Consider the following 14718-nt stretch of genomic DNA (forward strand, 5'->3'; position numbering starts at 1 on the left):
GCTCTGCCCTCGATCGAGTCTGCCGTCATGGCCACTGCCGTCCCAATGGATAAGCGCCGACGGAGCGCGCGAGAGCGTCCACCGACAACGCCGGATGGTCGCTACATCGTCGTTCGCGGGCGATTGTGGCGACGGAGCAATCCCGCGCTTGGCGAGGCCGAACGCCGGTCCCTGGTCGACGCGCTGATGGACGCGCGTCGATCCGTCGGACAGGCGCAGCGAGCAGGGGACGAGAGTGCGCTCGGTCTCGCGCGCTCACGCGTACAGGCGGCGAAGGTGGCGCTTGGCGAGCGCGGTCCGGTCTGGTGGGACGATGGCAGCCCGGACCTGAACCGGCATATGGCCCGCAACACGGGCTATGCCCAATGGTATGCCGATCTGGAGACCGAGGCATGATCGCTTTCATCGATTTCGAGGCGTCTTCGCTGGGCGACAAAAGCTATCCCATCGAAGTCGCCTGGATCTTCGAGGACGGGCGGTCGCAAAGCCACCTCATCAAGCCTACACAGGACTGGACCGACTGGAGTGACGAGGCGGAGAATATCCACGGCATTTCGCGCGACCTGCTGGCAAGCGATGGTGTTTCGCATGTCGACGTCGCGCAGGCGATGGTGGAAAGCCTGGCCGGTCATGCGCTGTACGCCAGCGCGCCGTCATGGGACGGAAAATGGCTCAGCGTGCTGCTGCGTGCCGCCGGTCTGCCGCGTCATGCGCTTCGCTTGCAGGATACGGAGGTCGCCCTGCGCGACGCCGTTACGCCTGTGCTTGAGAGTATCTACCCGCCCAAGCAACTCGGTGATGCCATCGAGCAGTTGGTCGCCTGGGCGACGGCGACCAAGGCCGCCAACCCCGCCCACCGGGCACTCGCCGATGCGACCGGCGAGCTGGCCGTGTGGCAAAAGGCGAAGGATCGGGCGCTTGCGATCGTTGCTGCCCATGGGGCGGCCCGATGATCGCGCACGGGTTGCGCCGATACCTCGCGCTGACAGCAAGCCTGCTGGCGGGGGCATGTTCGCCACTGACCAGCTTCGATACGCTGGTTCCCAAGGATCGGGGCGGGGTTCGGGTCGCCAGCGACATTGCCTACGGCGCTCAATCCCGCCAGCGGCTCGACGTCTATGCGCCGCGCACCGCGGCGGCGACAGCACGGCCGGTTGTCGTGTTCTTCTACGGTGGTAGCTGGAACAGCGGGACGAAGGCGGGATACGCCTTTGTCGGTCGCGCGCTGGCCGCGCGAGGCTTCGTCACCGTCGTCCCCGACTATCGCCTGGTCCCGGCGGTCGAATATCCCGCTTTCGTGGAGGACGGCGCATCGGCCGTGCGCTGGACGGCGCGAAATGCCTCACGCTATGGCGGAGACGGGCGATCCATATTCCTGATGGGACATTCTGCGGGCGCCTATATCGCCGCGATGCTGGCCGTGGACCAGCGGTGGCTTGGCGCAGAGCGTAGCGCGGTGAAGGGTTTGATCGGGCTCGCGGGCCCCTATGACTTCGCTCCGTTCGACGTGGATGCGAGCCGTGCCGCCTTCGGACGTTTTCCACGGCCCGCCGAAACACAGCCGGTGACATGGGCCGGTGCGGGAGATCCGCCCGCGCTGCTGCTCTATGGGCGGAAAGACGATGTCGTCCAACCCCGCAACAGCGAGGCGCTCGCCGCCAGGTTGCGCGCGGGCGGGGTAAGCGTCGACGTCCGGGCTTACCCCAAACTTGGCCATGTCGGCATACTGCTCTCGCTCGCCAGGCCATTTCGTGGTCGCGCGCCAGTGCTGGACGACGTGTCGAGCTTTATCCGCCGGGCTGGGAAGCCATCGGTCGGCGACGCGCAAGCAATTCGCTAAATCCATGTTGCCAGGCAAAGAATTCGCCCTGATATGACGAGCGCCGGTGTCGCATGGCTGCCATCGATATCATGACATAAACTTTATATTTTGCGGATTGGTACGAAACGGCCGAAAGGGATGTTGTTGCGCCCGATATGTGGGAGCAATGCCATGGCGACGGCGTCCATTCCCAGAGCCGCCACCGGCTCGGGTGACGATACCAAAAAGGCGAAAACGGCGCTGCAGGCGCTGAATTTCTTCATGGCCGACATGCAGGCGGGGATCGGTCCATTCCTCGGCGTCTTCCTGCAACAGCGGGGCTGGACGTCGGGGCCGATCGGATCGGTCATGACGGCGGGCGGCGTGGCGGGAATGCTGATGACCGTCCCGGCGGGCGCGTTCATCGACCGGACCGAGAAAAAGCGGATGGTGGTGATCGTCACCGGCATTTGCACGGTGATGGCATCGTTCCTGATCCTTCTGTCGCAATCTGGCCTGGTCGTGACGGTCAGCCAGGTCGCCACCGCGATCGCGGGCGCTGCGATCGGCCCGGCGGTTTCGGGCATGACGCTGGGCGTCGTCCGACAAAAGGGCTTCAACGCGCAGAATGGCCGTAACCAGGCCTGGAACCATGCCGGTAACATGATCGGCGCGGGCTTGTCGGGATGGCTTGGCTGGCGGTTCGGCATGCCCGCCATCTTCTATCTGGCGGCGGCATTCGGCGTGCTGGCGATCATCAGCGTGCTGATGATCCCGGAGCGTGCGATCGACCATGAGGCGGCTCGCGGCCTGGAAAAGGACGCGGAAGCCGGGGACGATGCAAAGGGCGGTCAGGCCGAAGGATTTCGGACGCTGCTGCGCAACAAGCCGATGCTGATCCTGGCTGCTGCGCTCGCCTGCTTCCATCTCGGCAATGGCGCGATGCTCCCCCTCTACAGCCTTGCCGTGGTCGGCGCGGGCAAGGGGAATGCCGCCGTGTTCACCGCGACGGTCGTCGTCGTGGCACAGGGGGTCATGATCCTCACCTCGCTGCTCGCCATGCGCATGGCGGCGGGCAAGGGCTATTGGCTCGTCCTGCTGATCTCCTTCGCCGCGCTTCCCATCAGGGGAGCGCTGGCGGGGACGTTCATCGAACATTGGGGCGTGTGGCCGGTTCAGGCGCTCGACGGGATCGGAGCCGGGCTCCAGAGCGTGGCGGTGCCGGGCCTCGTCGCATGTCTGCTCAACGGTTCGGGCCGGGTCAATATCGGCCAGGGCGCGGTCATGACGATCCAGGGCGTCGGCGCCTCGCTCAGTCCGGCGATCGGCGGATGGCTCGCCCAGGTGCTGGGTTACCAGATCGCCTTCTACGTACTGGGCAGCTTCGCGCTGGTCAGCCTCGCGCTGTGGATCGGCTTCGCCGGGACGCTTCGCCCCGCCTGCTCGACACAGAACACGACTTCGGAGCAAGACGCATGACCGCGACGATCACCTGGGCCCATATCGGAGACCTCCACGCGGATGAGGCGGATGGATGGCAGGGCATCGAGCGGCTGGAACGCATCGTCGCCGATCTCCGGAAACTCGGCGACGGCATAGACTTCGTCTTTTTGCCCGGCGACAATGCGAACCACGCGACGCCCGAGCAGTATCGCCGCATCATGGCGACACTGGCACCCCTGTCGCTCCCGGTCTTTGTCATCCCCGGCGACCATGATTTCGAAGACGGTACGCTGCAGGCCTATCGCGCCGGAATACCCGAGGATATGCGGCCGTTCGACCGCATCATCGCCGATCATCGCTGTCTCTTCCTGGACATCGTCAGTGCCGGAAGCGGTGGCCCGGATTTCCGGATCCCCGCCGGGCAACATCGCCGATTACGCGATGCGCTGGCCGAGGCGGACGACGCCGGGATGACGTCGCTGGTGTTCATGCATGCCTTCCCGAGCGACCTGACCGAGGGCGGCACCGCCCTCGCGACGGCCTTCGCGGATGCCCGGGTGGCGTTCGTCGACACCGGACACACGCATTACAACGAGCTGCTGAACGACGGAGAGGTCGTGTACGGCGCCACCCGCTCGACCGCCCAGATCGAGGAGGATGGCGGCGCGCCCGGCTATAGCCTGGTCAGCGTTCATGACACCGTGCCGAGCTGGACCTTCCGGACGCTCGCCGAAGCGGATCGGGCCGCGCCGCATGTCCAGATCCTGTCTCCCGCCGATGTTCGGCTGGCCACGCGCAAGGGTGATGTCCGCCACATACCCGCGCCGGGATCGGTCAACGTGATCGCGCGCGTGCTGGGTAACGAAGCCCCCTCACCCGTACTCCATATCGAGGACCGGCAGATCGCGATGCAGCCCGTGCCCGATGTCCCGGCGACCTGGCAGGCGGATGTGGCGGTCGAGAAGCCCGGCCTCCACACCCTGTCGGTGCGGAGCGGCGACGCCGTCGATACGATCGAGATGCTGGTCAGGGGTCTTGGGAAGGATCGGCCCAAGTCGGCACGACGCACCGCGCCAGGCGATGCTGTCCACGCCATCGGCGCGTGGACCTCGCGCGGCATCAACGGCGCGCGGCTCGGCCCGAACGCCAATGGCTGCGGCTGGTAAACGGGCGTATTGATTCGGCGGCATTTTTACGCTCTTCACCCGTAAAGCCAGAGCGGGGGAACGGCGACATGCATGCAGCGGCGGGGTTCGAGTTGATCATCGCGATGTTCATCGTGGTGGTCGGGCTCCATTATCTGGCGCAGCGTCTGTCGCTCCCGCCCGCTGCCGCGTTGATCGTCGGTGGCGGCGCGCTGGCGTTCGTGCCGGGCCTGCCCGGCATCGCGATCGACCCCGAACTGGTATTGGTCCTGTTCCTGCCGCCATTGTTGATGGACGGCGCATGGTTCACGGCGATCGCACCGTTCCGGCGCCATATGCTGGGCATTTTGTCGCTGGCCATCGGCGCAGTCTTCTTCACCACGGCGGTCGTCGCGGTGGTCACGAAGCTGATCGTGCCGGGATTACCCTGGGCGGCGTGCGTGGCGCTTGGTGCGATCCTGTCCCCGCCCGACGCGGTGTCGGCTCGCGCCGTACTGCAACGGGTGAAGCTGCCGCGTCGGCTTTCGACGCTGCTGGAGGGCGAAAGCCTGCTGAACGACGCGGCGGGGCTGGTCCTGTTCCGCTTTGCCGTCGCGGCGGTGCTGACCGGCACGTTCAGCCTGGGCGCGGCGACGGGGAGCTTCTTCCTGCTCGTCATCGGCGGGGTCGCGGTCGGCGCGGCGATCGGCGGGCTGTGGGTGCTGCTGCTCCGTCGGCTGGGCGACGAGACGTTGATGATCGCGCTGACGCTGCTCGTCTGCTGGAGCGCCTATATCGCGGGCGAATGGCTGCACGTGTCGGGTGTGATCGCTGTCGTGACCGCCGGGCTGACTTGCGGCTGGTATCAGCACGTGGTGTTCAACGCGAGCGTCCGCATCCGTGCGCTGGCCTTCTGGCAGGTCATGGTCTTCCTGCTCGAAGCCGCCGTCTTCACCCTGATCGGACTGTCGCTTCGCGGCTTGCTGGAGCGGGTCGGCGGTGTGGAGACGGTCTTCGCCACCATGGCCGGGCCGGTAGCGCTGATCGTCGTGGCGGTCGTCATCGCGCGCTTCGTCTGGATTTTCGGCGTCGACGCACTGGTCGGCGTCGCACGTCGTCTGGGTTGGGAGAATGCCCGCCCGCTCGGCCCGCGTGCCTCGCTGGTCATGGGCTGGGCCGGGATGCGCGGCGTCGTCACACTGGCGGTGGCGCTGTCGCTACCTGAGACGATGCCCGCGCGCGACCTGATGCTGGTGACCGCATTCACCGTCATATTGGCGACCGTGCTGGTCCAGGGCACCTCGCTCGGCTGGATGATCCGCATGGCGAGCCCGGTCGAGGATGCCCGCTCGCTACCGCCGCTCGATCTCCATGCGGCCGAGCATGCGATGTTTCAGGCGCAACTGGTGGCCGTACAGCGCGAGGCTTACGATGCGGCAGGCGAATTGATCCATCCGCAACTGCTTCGCCGCTATCAGGCCCGCGCCACGGCGGGCGAGAATTTCGAAGGCACGCCCGAGGAACGCACGGTCGCGATCGAGAGCCATTTCAACACCATACTCGCGGCCGTCGAGGCCGGGCGGGAAGAACTGGTCCGCCTGCACCGGGCTGGCCGGATCGACGACGAAACGCTTCACGATCTGGAGCATGATCTCGATCTGGAAGAACTCGGCGCGATCGCCGCCAAGGGCTGATCCGGATCGACGGTGCGGTAGGGACGTTACCTCGGGATAACAGGGAATTGGGGCGAGCGATGGCAGACCGCGTTTTGATATTCTACGGCTCCTACCGCTCCGATCGGCAGGGTATCCGATTGGCGGACTATCTGGTCCGTGCGTTCGGCGAGCGTGGCGCGGAGGCCGAATTGATCGATGCGAAGGCCGTCGACCTTCCGATGCTCGATCGCATGTATAAGGAATATCCGACCGGGCAAGCGCCAGAAAAGCTGGAGCGCCTGGCGCAAAAGATCCGCGAAGCCGACGCGTTCGTCTTCGTCACCGGCGAATATAATTGGGGGCCGCAGCCGGGTCTCAAGAACCTTACCGACCACTTCCTCGAGGAATGGTTCTGGCGCCCGGCCGCGATTGCGAGCTATTCCGCCGGGCAACTGGCTGGCGCGCATGCCAGCGTAGCCTGGCACGGCACCCTGACGGAAATGGGCATGGTCGTCGTCTCCAGCACGCTGACCGTCGGCGGGATCGGACATGCGCTCGACGCGCAGGCGCAGCCGGTCGGGGAAGGCGGCACCGCCCTCACCCGCGCCTTTCCCCGTTTTGCCGATGATCTGGCATGGTGGACGGAAGCCGCTCGCGAGCAACGCGCCCGCCGCGCGCCGCCCTATTGATCGATGAAAGACGCCATATTCCATTGCGGTGACAGGGGGATTGTCAGTGAAACGTTCGATAGCCCGATTGCTGGCAGCCGCCGCGTTCGTCACGGCCGCGCCCGCCTTTGCCGACGATGACGGGCCACGTTTCTGTCCCACCCGCCCGAATCTCGGCGGGTCGAGTTGCACCACGGAGCCGGGCAGGGTTCATGTCGAAGCCTCCACCCTTGACTGGGAGCGCGACGACCAACCCGACCAGCGCGAGGATCGGATCGTCACCGCCGATATCCTGACCCGCGTCGGCGTCGGCAAGAATACCGAGTTACAGCTCGAATGGGTCGGCTTCGGCTATGATCGCACGCGCGACAAGGCGAGCGGACAGATCGATACCGTGTCTGGAACCGGCGACCTGACCTTCGCCATCCGACAGCATCTGACCGGTGAAAAGGGCAAGGCCTTTTCCGCCGGCGTCCAGGCCTATTTCACCGCGCCGACAGGGCGAACCCCGATCGGCGCCGGGACCTGGGCGACGGGCGTCATCGTTCCCCTGCAATACGACCTGACCGAAAAGGTCGCTGTCGCGGTCACGGGGGAAGCCGATGCCGCCGCGAACCAGTCGGGCATGGGCCGCCATCTGGCCTATAGCGAGATCACCGGGCTTCGGTACAAGCTGACCGAGAAGGTCACGACGACCGCCGAACTCTCGCTCGAACGGGACGATGACCCGGAGCATCATGAGACGATGGCGCTCGCCGCGCTGTCTGCCGCCTGGCGACCGACGAAGATCATGCAGTTCGACGTCCTCGCCGTCGCGGGGCTCAATCACGCCTCTCCGGCGCTGCGTCTCGTGACGGGCGGTGCGATCCTGTTCTGATCGTCAGGTGGCGGCCAGCGGGCCCGTCGCGACGACCGGGCCGGTCGGGGTCGCGATCGGCGAGCCGCCGGGCGGCTCGATTGAAATTGCCAGAACCGAGTCCGGCCGCAGATAGGCGCGCTGCACGGGGGAAGCGGTCAGGCGCGTGGCCTTGCCGTCCGTCAACAGGCCAATCGCATGCGGGGTGCCGTCGTGGATCACCCAAAGCTCCGCCGCCTTGCCCGCCGGTGCAAGACGGGACGACGCGACGCGGATCTCGCCCGTACCGGTATTGACGGTCGCGGCGATGGGCGAGATGGATTTGTCGCTCGGGGCCAGGGCCGCGATCACCAGTGTCGGCGCGGTAGCGAGTGGCTGTGGCGCTGGCGTTTGCGCCGGTCGCTGGACGACGATCAAAAGGATCGCGGCCGCCACGGCGACGAGCGCCGGGGCGATCCACCGGACCCGACCTCGCGAGCGCGCCGCCTGGCTCGCAACGATCCGTTCCGCAATCCCCTCTGGTGCGGGGATCGCGGGATATTCCTCCAGCCACTGGGCCAGATGAAGGCGCCACCATTCGACTTCGCGCGCGAAATCCCGGTCGGACAGCACGCGGCGCATGGCGACGGCCCGTTCCCCGGGTTCGAGCAAGCCCAGAACCAGTTCGGCGGCCATCATGTCGGGATCGGGTTCAGTCGTCACCAACGCACCCCCGCAACTGGCTGAGGCCCCGCCGGACCCAGCTTTTCATCGTCCCGAGCGGCACGCCCCGCGCATCGGCCAGCTCGGCATAGGTCATGCCGTCGAAGAAGGCGGTGCGAATGGCGTCTCGCTGGCGATCGTCCAACCCCTCCAGACATTCATGCAGCCGCTGCGCGGCTTCGCTCCTCTCCAGTGCGACAGACGGATCCGGCGCGCCGTCGGCGATCGCCGCAGCGTCCTCGATGGGGCGGGTCGGCCGCTTGCGACGCGCGCGTACCCAGTCGATCGCGCGGTTGCGGGCGATCGTTGCCAACCACGCCATCGGGCTGGCGGTCCCCGGCTCGAAACCTCCGGCACGCGTCCAGACGGTGGCGTAGACGTCATGCAACACGTCCTCCGCCGCGCTGCGTTCGCCACAGATACGAAGGCAGATGCCGAACAGCTTGGCCGATGTCATACGGTACAGATCGCTAAGCGCATCCCGGTCGCCCGCACCGATGCGATCGAGCGCGTCGAACAATCTGACACGCGCCTCGACGGGATCGGATGGACTGGACTGCACGGTAAATTACTAGACTTAGCTGCGGCATGGCGCAATCACTCGCCATCGGGAGAAGGTAATGCGGGTTCTGGTCGTCGGTCTGGGTGATATAGCGCGCAAGGCCTATCTGCCCGTCCTGGCCACACGCCCGGACATCTCGCTGCATCTGGCCACCCGCAATCGCGATGTCCTGCATGAGGTCGGTCGGACCTTTCATGCGGCTGGCCTGTATACGGACCTCGACACGGCGTTCGCCAGCGGGCGTTTCGACGCCGTCTTCGTCCATGCCGCGACCGAGGCGCATCCGGCCATCGTTCGCCGATCGCTCGAACAGGGCATTCCGACATTCGTCGACAAGCCGCTGGCCGACACCTTGGCGGAGGTCGAGGCCATCGTCGCGCTGGCCGAGCGACGCGGAACATTGCTGACCATGGGGTTCAACCGTCGCTTTGCGCCGAGCTATGCCACGCTCGCTGGAACCGGGGCGACGCAGGTCGTGATGGAGAAGCATCGTCACCGCCAGGCCGACACGCCACGACGGGTGATCTATGACGATTTCATCCACGTCATCGACACGCTGCTCTTCCTGGCGCCCGGACCGGTCGAGCGCACGGTCATCGATGCGCAGGTCGCCGATGGGCTCTTGCTCTCCGTCGCGCTGATGCTGTCGGGCGACGGATTTACGGCCATCGGGACGATGAACCGCGATAGCGGCCTCAATGAAGAACGGCTGGACGTGATCGGCAAGGGCGTGCGCCGATCGGTCCTCAACATGTCGGATCGGATCACGTCGAACGGGAACGCGTGCCACGATCGTCGGGGCGATTGGACCTCGGTCGGTCGGCAGCGCGGATTCGAGGCGATGTGCGACGATTTCCTGTGCGCCGTGCGCGAAGAACGGCCTACCAGCGCCGACCAGATCCTGGCGACCCATGCGCTATGCGAGCGCGTTACCCTCTACGCCGAGAAAGGGGCAGACGCGGCCCGCTGACGTCGCCGATCGTCAACTGCGCCGCGAGGTCGCCCGCGGCACGAGTTGGTCGAGCGCGTCGGCATTGTCACGTCCCCAACCATAGAGGAGTTCGACCGGCTCGACGAAGCGGTGGCCCAGGTTCGTCAGCCGATATTCGACCATCGGCGGAACGGCGCTTTGCACATGGCGGCTGATCATCCCGCCCGCCTCCATGTCGCGCAGCGTCTGGGTCAGCATCTTCTTCGAAATGCCCGGAAGACTGCGCAGGAGCACCCCGGTCCGCGCCGCCCCGGCGTGACGGGCGTGAAGCGTGTGCAACACCATGCTCGTCCATTTGGTGGAGAAAAGCTCGAGAACACGACGCGGTGCGCAGTCCTCGCGCCATTCGCCATCGGGCGTTCCGGGCTGCATCGGGTTACTCCATTTTGGCCGGGTTACCAGATGGTGCCTTCTGGAAGCGCTGTCCACCCTTCCCTAACTCCCGGCCAGCAAAGGAGTTTGTCATGACGAAAACGGCATTGGTGGTCGGCGCGAGCGGGATCGTGGGCAGCGCGACGGCCGACCTTCTCATAGCGCGACGCTGGGCCGTTTACGGCCTCGCCCGGCGCCCGTCGCGGCAAAGCGGCGTCCGGCCGGTCACCGCCGATCTGCAGGACCCGCGTGCGACGGCGGATACCCTGCGCGATCTCGATCCGGATGCCGTCTTCATCACCACCTGGCTCCGCCAGGATAGCGAGGCGGAGAATATCCGCGTCAACGGCGCTATGGTTCGCAACCTGCTCGACGGCCTGCCACGACCGACGGGGCCCCGCCATGTCGCCCTCGTCACCGGCCTCAAACATTATCTCGGGCCGTTCGAGGCCTATGGGAAGGGCAGCCTGCCGCAGACGCCGTTCCGCGAGGAGCAGGGACGGCTCGATGTCGAGAATTTCTACTATGCGCAGGAAGACGCGCTGTTCGCGGCGGCGGAACGGGACGGTTTCACCTGGAGCGTCCACCGCCCGCATACCGTGATCGGCCTGGCGGTCGGCAACGCCATGAATATGGGTACGACGCTGGCGGTCTATGCCACGCTGTGCCGGGAAACCGGACGTCCGTTCGTCTTCCCGGGTTCGGCGGCGCAATGGGCCGGGTTGACCGACATGACCGATGCCGGGCAGCTCGCGGATCACCTGCTCTGGGCGGCGGAGACACCAGCCGCCCATGACGAAGCCTTCAATGTCGTCAACGGCGATGTCTTTCGCTGGCAGTGGATGTGGAGTCGCATCGCGGACTGGTTCGGCTTAGAGGCCGCGCCGTTCGACGGCGTCGTCCGCCCGTTGGAGCGGCAGATGGCCGAAGATGCGCCGCTGTGGCACCGTATCGCGGCGCGTGAAGGCCTGATCGAACCCGATCTCGGTCGGCTCGCGTCGCCATGGCATACCGATGCGGATCTCGGCCGCCCGATCGAGGTGGTGACCGATATGAGCAAGAGTCGTCGCCTCGGCTTCAACGGCTACAGACCGACCGACGATGCCTTTTTCGCGCTGTTCGAACGCCTCCGCCAGGAACGCCTGATCCCCTGAAGGATCACAATCCGGGGAGCGTCTGGTCGGCCGCTCCCCAGCCCGCGAGCGCACGGCTGGCGGCGCGATCGATCAACGCCCGGGCGTCGCCGACCGTCCACGCCGCCGCCGACTCGATGTCGCGCAACTCGCTCCATGAGACCGGTGCCGCGACCGGTCCCCCGGCCCGCGCCCGTGCCGAATAGGGCATGACCGCGGTCGCCCCTCGCTGGTTGCGGAGCCAGTCGATGAAGATGCGACCGGCCCGCTGCGACTTGGCCATGGTCGCGACGAAGCGATCCGGCTCCATCGTCGCCAGCGCGCGGGCGAAGCGTTCGGCGAAGCTCTTGACCTGCGGCCAGTCGGCTTCCGGTCGAAGCGGCACGACGACATGCACCCCCTTGCCCCCCGATAGCATCGGAAAACTGGTCAGGCCGACCTCGGCCAGTTGCTCCTTGAGATGGGCGGCCGCCTTTTTCGTGTCGGCGAAGCTCAGCCCCTCGTCCGGATCGAGGTCGAATACCAGGCGATCGGGCTTTTCAAGCGTCGTGACGCCGGAACCCCAGCCGTGAAATTCGATCGCGCCCATCTGGACGCAAGCGAGCAGCCCGTCGGCGTCGTCGACGTACAGATAATCGTCGCTGCCGCCATCCTTGTCGCGGATGGACACGTGACGGACATGATCGCCGAAGCTGCCTGCGTCATGCTTCTGGAAAAAGCATCGCCGTGCCCGGCCCTGCGGGCAGCGCACCAGGCTGACCGGCCGCTGCCCGACATGCGGCAGCATGATGGGTGCGACGGCTGCGTAATAGCCCGCAAGCTCGCCTTTGGTGATGTCGCTGTCGGGAAAGACGACGCGATCGGGATGGGTTATCGCGACGCTGGTCGACGACGCCGTGTCGGGTTGCGGTTTTGGCTGTGACTTGCCGTCGCCAAGCCCGATGAAACTGGCGTGGCGGAGCAACCCGTCTGGCGTCGTCTCGGCATAGGCGATCTCCGCGGAAAGGCTTGGCGTGACCCACTGCGCGCCGCGCACCATCGCCTTGGGCGCATCGACCGGCGCCGTCTTGCGGGAGAGGCCGTCGAGCCTGGTCCGGATCAGGTCCATCGTCGCGCCGTCGAACCCGGTTCCCACCTTCCCGGCGTAGACGAGTCCGTCGTCTCCGTCGCGCGCCAGCAGCAGCGAGCGAAGGCCGCGACGCTTGTCGGAGGGCAGCCATCCGACGATCCGAAACTGCGCGCGCTGAACACATTTCACCTTGATCCATGCGCGCGCACGGCCCGATCGGTAAGGCGCATCGGCCCGCTTGGAGACGACACCTTCCAGGCCGTCGCGGCACATCTGTTCCAGCAGCGCCTCGCCCTGCCCCACGACATGCTCAGAGAAGCGAATGGGATCAGGCACGTCTGCGAGCAGCGCGCGCAGACGGGTCTTGCGATCGAGGGTCGTCGCGCTCGCAATGTCGGCGCCGTCCTGCTCGATCAGATCGAATGCCATCAAGACCATCTCGCCGCCCCCGGCGATCGCGGTCTTCAGCGTCGAGAAATCGGGACGGCCTTCGCGAAAGGCGATCACCTCCCCGTCGATCAGCGCGCTTCCTGGCAAAGCGGCAGCAGCAGCGGCGATGGCGGGAAACTTGTCGGTCCAGTCGAGCCCGGAACGTGTGTAGATCTTCGACTTTCCCCCTCCCACGGCAACCATGACGCGATAGCCATCGAACTTTATCTCGTGCAGCCAGGCCCCGCCTGTCGGGACCGTATCGCGCAATGTGCAGAGCTGCGGTTCGCGAAAGCCCGGCATGGCCTTCGCCCGACGCCGTTTCGGCGCCGCCTTGCGGAGTGCGCGCTTCCCCTCGGCGATCTCGGCCATGGTCCGCCCGGTATCGACGCTGGTCAGTCCCTCTTCGACGAGCATGTCGGTGCCGCCCGCATAGTCGTCATCGACCTTGCGAAGCAGCCAGTTTTCACGCTTTTCCTTGCCGCGCCGCTTCAGGCGGATGAGCATCCACTCGCCCCGCATCCGCTCTCCGTCGAGGATGAAGTGGAGATGCCCCTTTTCGAGATCGGCGGCCGTCTTGCCCGCCACCGGCGCCCATGTCCCCCGGTCCCACAGCATCACCGTGCCGCCACCATATTCGCCTTCGGGGATGACGCCCTCGAACCCGGCATAGGTAAGCGGGTGATCCTCGGTGCGGACCGCGAGCCGCTTTTCGTTGGGATCGAGGCTTGGCCCGCGTGTCACCGCCCAGCTCTTGAGCACGCCATCGACTTCCAGCCGGAAATCCCAGTGGAGCCTTGTCGCATCATGCTTCTGCACGACGAAGCCGTTGGCATGACCCGGCGCCAGCGCGCCCGCGGGTTCGGGCGTTCGCGAAAAGTCGCGCTTGGCGTTGTAGACGGTCAGCGCGTCGACGGCCGCCTTCGCTGCCCCGGACTTGCGGCGTTCAGGCACGCTTCCGGGCTCCCCCCTTGGGCTTCGCCGTCGTCCGTTTGCCCGTCGACGCGGTCTTCGCCGGCGGCTTATCCTTCTTGGCGCTCCCGGACTTTCCACCCATGGACTGCCGTAGCGCAGCCATCAGGTCGACAACGTTGGACGAGCTGGCGGTTTCGTCCGTTCCGTCGTCCTCGATGAGCTTCTTTCCCCGCGACTTGCGCTTGCGTTCGATCAGCGCCTTGAGCGCATCGACATATCGATCATGGAATTCCTGCGGGTGGAAAGGCCCGCTCTTCCGGTCGATCAACGCCTCGGCCAGTTCGAGCAGTTCCTCATCGGGCTCGTCATCCGGAATTTCCCGGAAATAGCCTTGCGCCTTTTCCATCTCGCTCGCGTATCGCAACGTTTCCAGAACCATGCCCCGTCCTGATGGCTTGAGGCTGACCACATATTCGCGACCACGAAGGGCGAGCTGACCGAGTCCGACCTTCTTCGTTCGCTTCAACGCCTCGCGCAATACGATGAAGGCTTCATTGGCGAGATCGTCGGCGGGAACGACGAAATAGGGCTTTTCGTAATAGAGGATGTCGACGGAATCGGCGTCGACGAACTGGGTCAGCTCCAGGGTTCGCTTGGACACGAGCTTCACCGCATCGATTTCGTCCTGATCGAGCAGGACATATTCGCCCTTCTTGATCTCATAGCCCTTCATGATCTCGTCCTTGTCGACGGGACCGATGCCGGTCACGACCTTTTCATAGTGGACCGGCTTTCCGCTTGGCTCGTGGATCTGTTTGAACGAGACGGTCGCGCCGGAACGGGTGGCGGAGTAGATCTCGACGGGAATGCTGACCAAGGCGAGCTTGATCTGTCCCTGCCAATAGGCGCGCGCGGCCATGAAGCGTTCTCCTCGTTGGATTATGAACGTGCGACCCGATCACGGGTTCATGTCGTTCGATCCATGAACGACGACGACA

Annotated in this window: 15 protein-coding genes; 10 read left to right on the top strand and 5 right to left on the bottom strand. The window is 65.8% G+C overall.

Annotated features, from left to right (window positions below; genetic code table 11):
• The first annotated feature begins 45 nt into the window (after positions 1-45).
• From LRP66_RS01230 to LRP66_RS01265, 8 genes are all read left to right on the top strand, one after another.
• On the top strand, positions 46-396 hold the full coding sequence (locus LRP66_RS01230; protein ID WP_230480674.1) for a hypothetical protein: 351 nt from the start codon (positions 46-48) through the stop codon (positions 394-396).
• Entirely contained in the window at positions 393-953 is a 561-nt protein-coding gene (locus LRP66_RS01235; RefSeq protein ID WP_230480675.1) for a 3'-5' exonuclease, read from the top strand. The genes LRP66_RS01230 and LRP66_RS01235 overlap by 4 nt, the downstream gene beginning before the upstream one ends.
• Positions 950-1840, top strand: a complete 891-nt coding sequence (locus LRP66_RS01240; RefSeq protein WP_230480676.1) for an alpha/beta hydrolase — start codon at positions 950-952, stop codon at positions 1838-1840. The genes LRP66_RS01235 and LRP66_RS01240 overlap by 4 nt, the downstream gene beginning before the upstream one ends.
• A gap of 153 nt (positions 1841-1993) precedes the next feature.
• Positions 1994-3280 (top strand): MFS transporter, encoded by a 1287-nt coding sequence (locus LRP66_RS01245; protein ID WP_230480677.1) that lies wholly within the window; start codon positions 1994-1996, stop codon positions 3278-3280.
• Positions 3277-4410: a metallophosphoesterase family protein gene (locus tag LRP66_RS01250; RefSeq protein ID WP_230480678.1), complete on the top strand. Its 1134-nt coding sequence runs from the start codon at positions 3277-3279 to the stop codon at positions 4408-4410. Before LRP66_RS01245 ends, LRP66_RS01250 begins: the two co-directional genes overlap by 4 nt.
• A gap of 68 nt (positions 4411-4478) precedes the next feature.
• The gene (locus tag LRP66_RS01255; protein ID WP_230480679.1) at positions 4479-6062 is read left to right on the top strand and encodes a Na+/H+ antiporter; all 1584 of its coding nucleotides are present in this window, start codon (positions 4479-4481) and stop codon (positions 6060-6062) included.
• Between the two features lie 59 nt (positions 6063-6121).
• Complete coding sequence (locus LRP66_RS01260; protein WP_230480680.1) at positions 6122-6712, top strand: NADPH-dependent FMN reductase; 591 nt, start codon at positions 6122-6124, stop codon at positions 6710-6712.
• 46 nt (positions 6713-6758) lie between these two features.
• A complete protein-coding gene (locus tag LRP66_RS01265; RefSeq protein ID WP_230480681.1) occupies positions 6759-7568 on the top strand; it encodes a transporter in 810 nt (269 codons plus the stop codon).
• Positions 7569-7571: 3 nt separating this feature from the next.
• On the opposite strand, the gene LRP66_RS01270 is transcribed toward LRP66_RS01265, so the two are convergent.
• Positions 7572-8249 carry an anti-sigma factor gene (locus LRP66_RS01270; protein WP_230480682.1) on the bottom strand — a complete coding sequence of 226 codons (678 nt, stop codon included), beginning with the start codon at positions 8247-8249 and terminating at the stop codon, positions 7572-7574.
• A complete protein-coding gene (locus tag LRP66_RS01275; RefSeq protein WP_230480683.1) occupies positions 8239-8811 on the bottom strand; it encodes a sigma-70 family RNA polymerase sigma factor in 573 nt (190 codons plus the stop codon). Before LRP66_RS01275 ends, LRP66_RS01270 begins: the two co-directional genes overlap by 11 nt.
• Before the next feature lie 58 nt (positions 8812-8869).
• Between LRP66_RS01275 and LRP66_RS01280 the strand changes: the two genes are divergently transcribed.
• Positions 8870-9781 (top strand): Gfo/Idh/MocA family protein, encoded by a 912-nt coding sequence (locus LRP66_RS01280; RefSeq protein WP_230480684.1) that lies wholly within the window; start codon positions 8870-8872, stop codon positions 9779-9781.
• Positions 9782-9793: 12 nt separating this feature from the next.
• Here the strand turns inward: LRP66_RS01280 and LRP66_RS01285 are convergent, their stop codons facing one another.
• Positions 9794-10174, bottom strand: a complete 381-nt coding sequence (locus LRP66_RS01285; RefSeq protein ID WP_230480685.1) for a winged helix-turn-helix transcriptional regulator — start codon at positions 10172-10174, stop codon at positions 9794-9796.
• 92 nt (positions 10175-10266) lie between these two features.
• Between LRP66_RS01285 and LRP66_RS01290 the strand changes: the two genes are divergently transcribed.
• Positions 10267-11328 (top strand): SDR family oxidoreductase, encoded by a 1062-nt coding sequence (locus LRP66_RS01290; protein WP_230480686.1) that lies wholly within the window; start codon positions 10267-10269, stop codon positions 11326-11328.
• A 4-nt stretch (positions 11329-11332) separates the two neighbouring features.
• Here the strand turns inward: LRP66_RS01290 and ligD are convergent, their stop codons facing one another.
• Together ligD and ku are read right to left on the bottom strand one after the other, a co-directional pair.
• Positions 11333-13759, bottom strand: a complete 2427-nt coding sequence (gene ligD / locus LRP66_RS01295; protein WP_230480687.1) for a DNA ligase D — start codon at positions 13757-13759, stop codon at positions 11333-11335.
• A complete protein-coding gene (ku, locus tag LRP66_RS01300; RefSeq protein ID WP_230480688.1) occupies positions 13752-14639 on the bottom strand; it encodes a non-homologous end joining protein Ku in 888 nt (295 codons plus the stop codon). The genes ligD and ku overlap by 8 nt, the downstream gene beginning before the upstream one ends.
• Positions 14640-14718: the final 79 nt, after the last annotated feature.

It is taken from the genome of Sphingomonas sp. Leaf21, from assembly GCF_916858675.1.
Taxonomy (GTDB): Bacteria; Pseudomonadota; Alphaproteobacteria; order Sphingomonadales; family Sphingomonadaceae; genus Sphingomonas.

Coding starts and splice junctions, on each gene's coding strand:
- LRP66_RS01290 (WP_230480686.1), top strand. CDS start 10,267: ATGACGAAAACGGCATTGGTGGTCGGCGCGAGCGGGATCGTGGGCAGC.
- LRP66_RS01250 (WP_230480678.1), top strand. CDS start 3,277: ATGACCGCGACGATCACCTGGGCCCATATCGGAGACCTCCACGCGGAT.
- LRP66_RS01285 (WP_230480685.1), bottom strand. CDS start 10,174: ATGCAGCCCGGAACGCCCGATGGCGAATGGCGCGAGGACTGCGCACCG.
- LRP66_RS01255 (WP_230480679.1), top strand. CDS start 4,479: ATGCATGCAGCGGCGGGGTTCGAGTTGATCATCGCGATGTTCATCGTG.
- ku (WP_230480688.1), bottom strand. CDS start 14,639: ATGGCCGCGCGCGCCTATTGGCAGGGACAGATCAAGCTCGCCTTGGTC.
- LRP66_RS01240 (WP_230480676.1), top strand. CDS start 950: ATGATCGCGCACGGGTTGCGCCGATACCTCGCGCTGACAGCAAGCCTG.
- LRP66_RS01230 (WP_230480674.1), top strand. CDS start 46: ATGGATAAGCGCCGACGGAGCGCGCGAGAGCGTCCACCGACAACGCCG.
- LRP66_RS01280 (WP_230480684.1), top strand. CDS start 8,870: ATGCGGGTTCTGGTCGTCGGTCTGGGTGATATAGCGCGCAAGGCCTAT.
- LRP66_RS01245 (WP_230480677.1), top strand. CDS start 1,994: ATGGCGACGGCGTCCATTCCCAGAGCCGCCACCGGCTCGGGTGACGAT.
- LRP66_RS01260 (WP_230480680.1), top strand. CDS start 6,122: ATGGCAGACCGCGTTTTGATATTCTACGGCTCCTACCGCTCCGATCGG.
- LRP66_RS01235 (WP_230480675.1), top strand. CDS start 393: ATGATCGCTTTCATCGATTTCGAGGCGTCTTCGCTGGGCGACAAAAGC.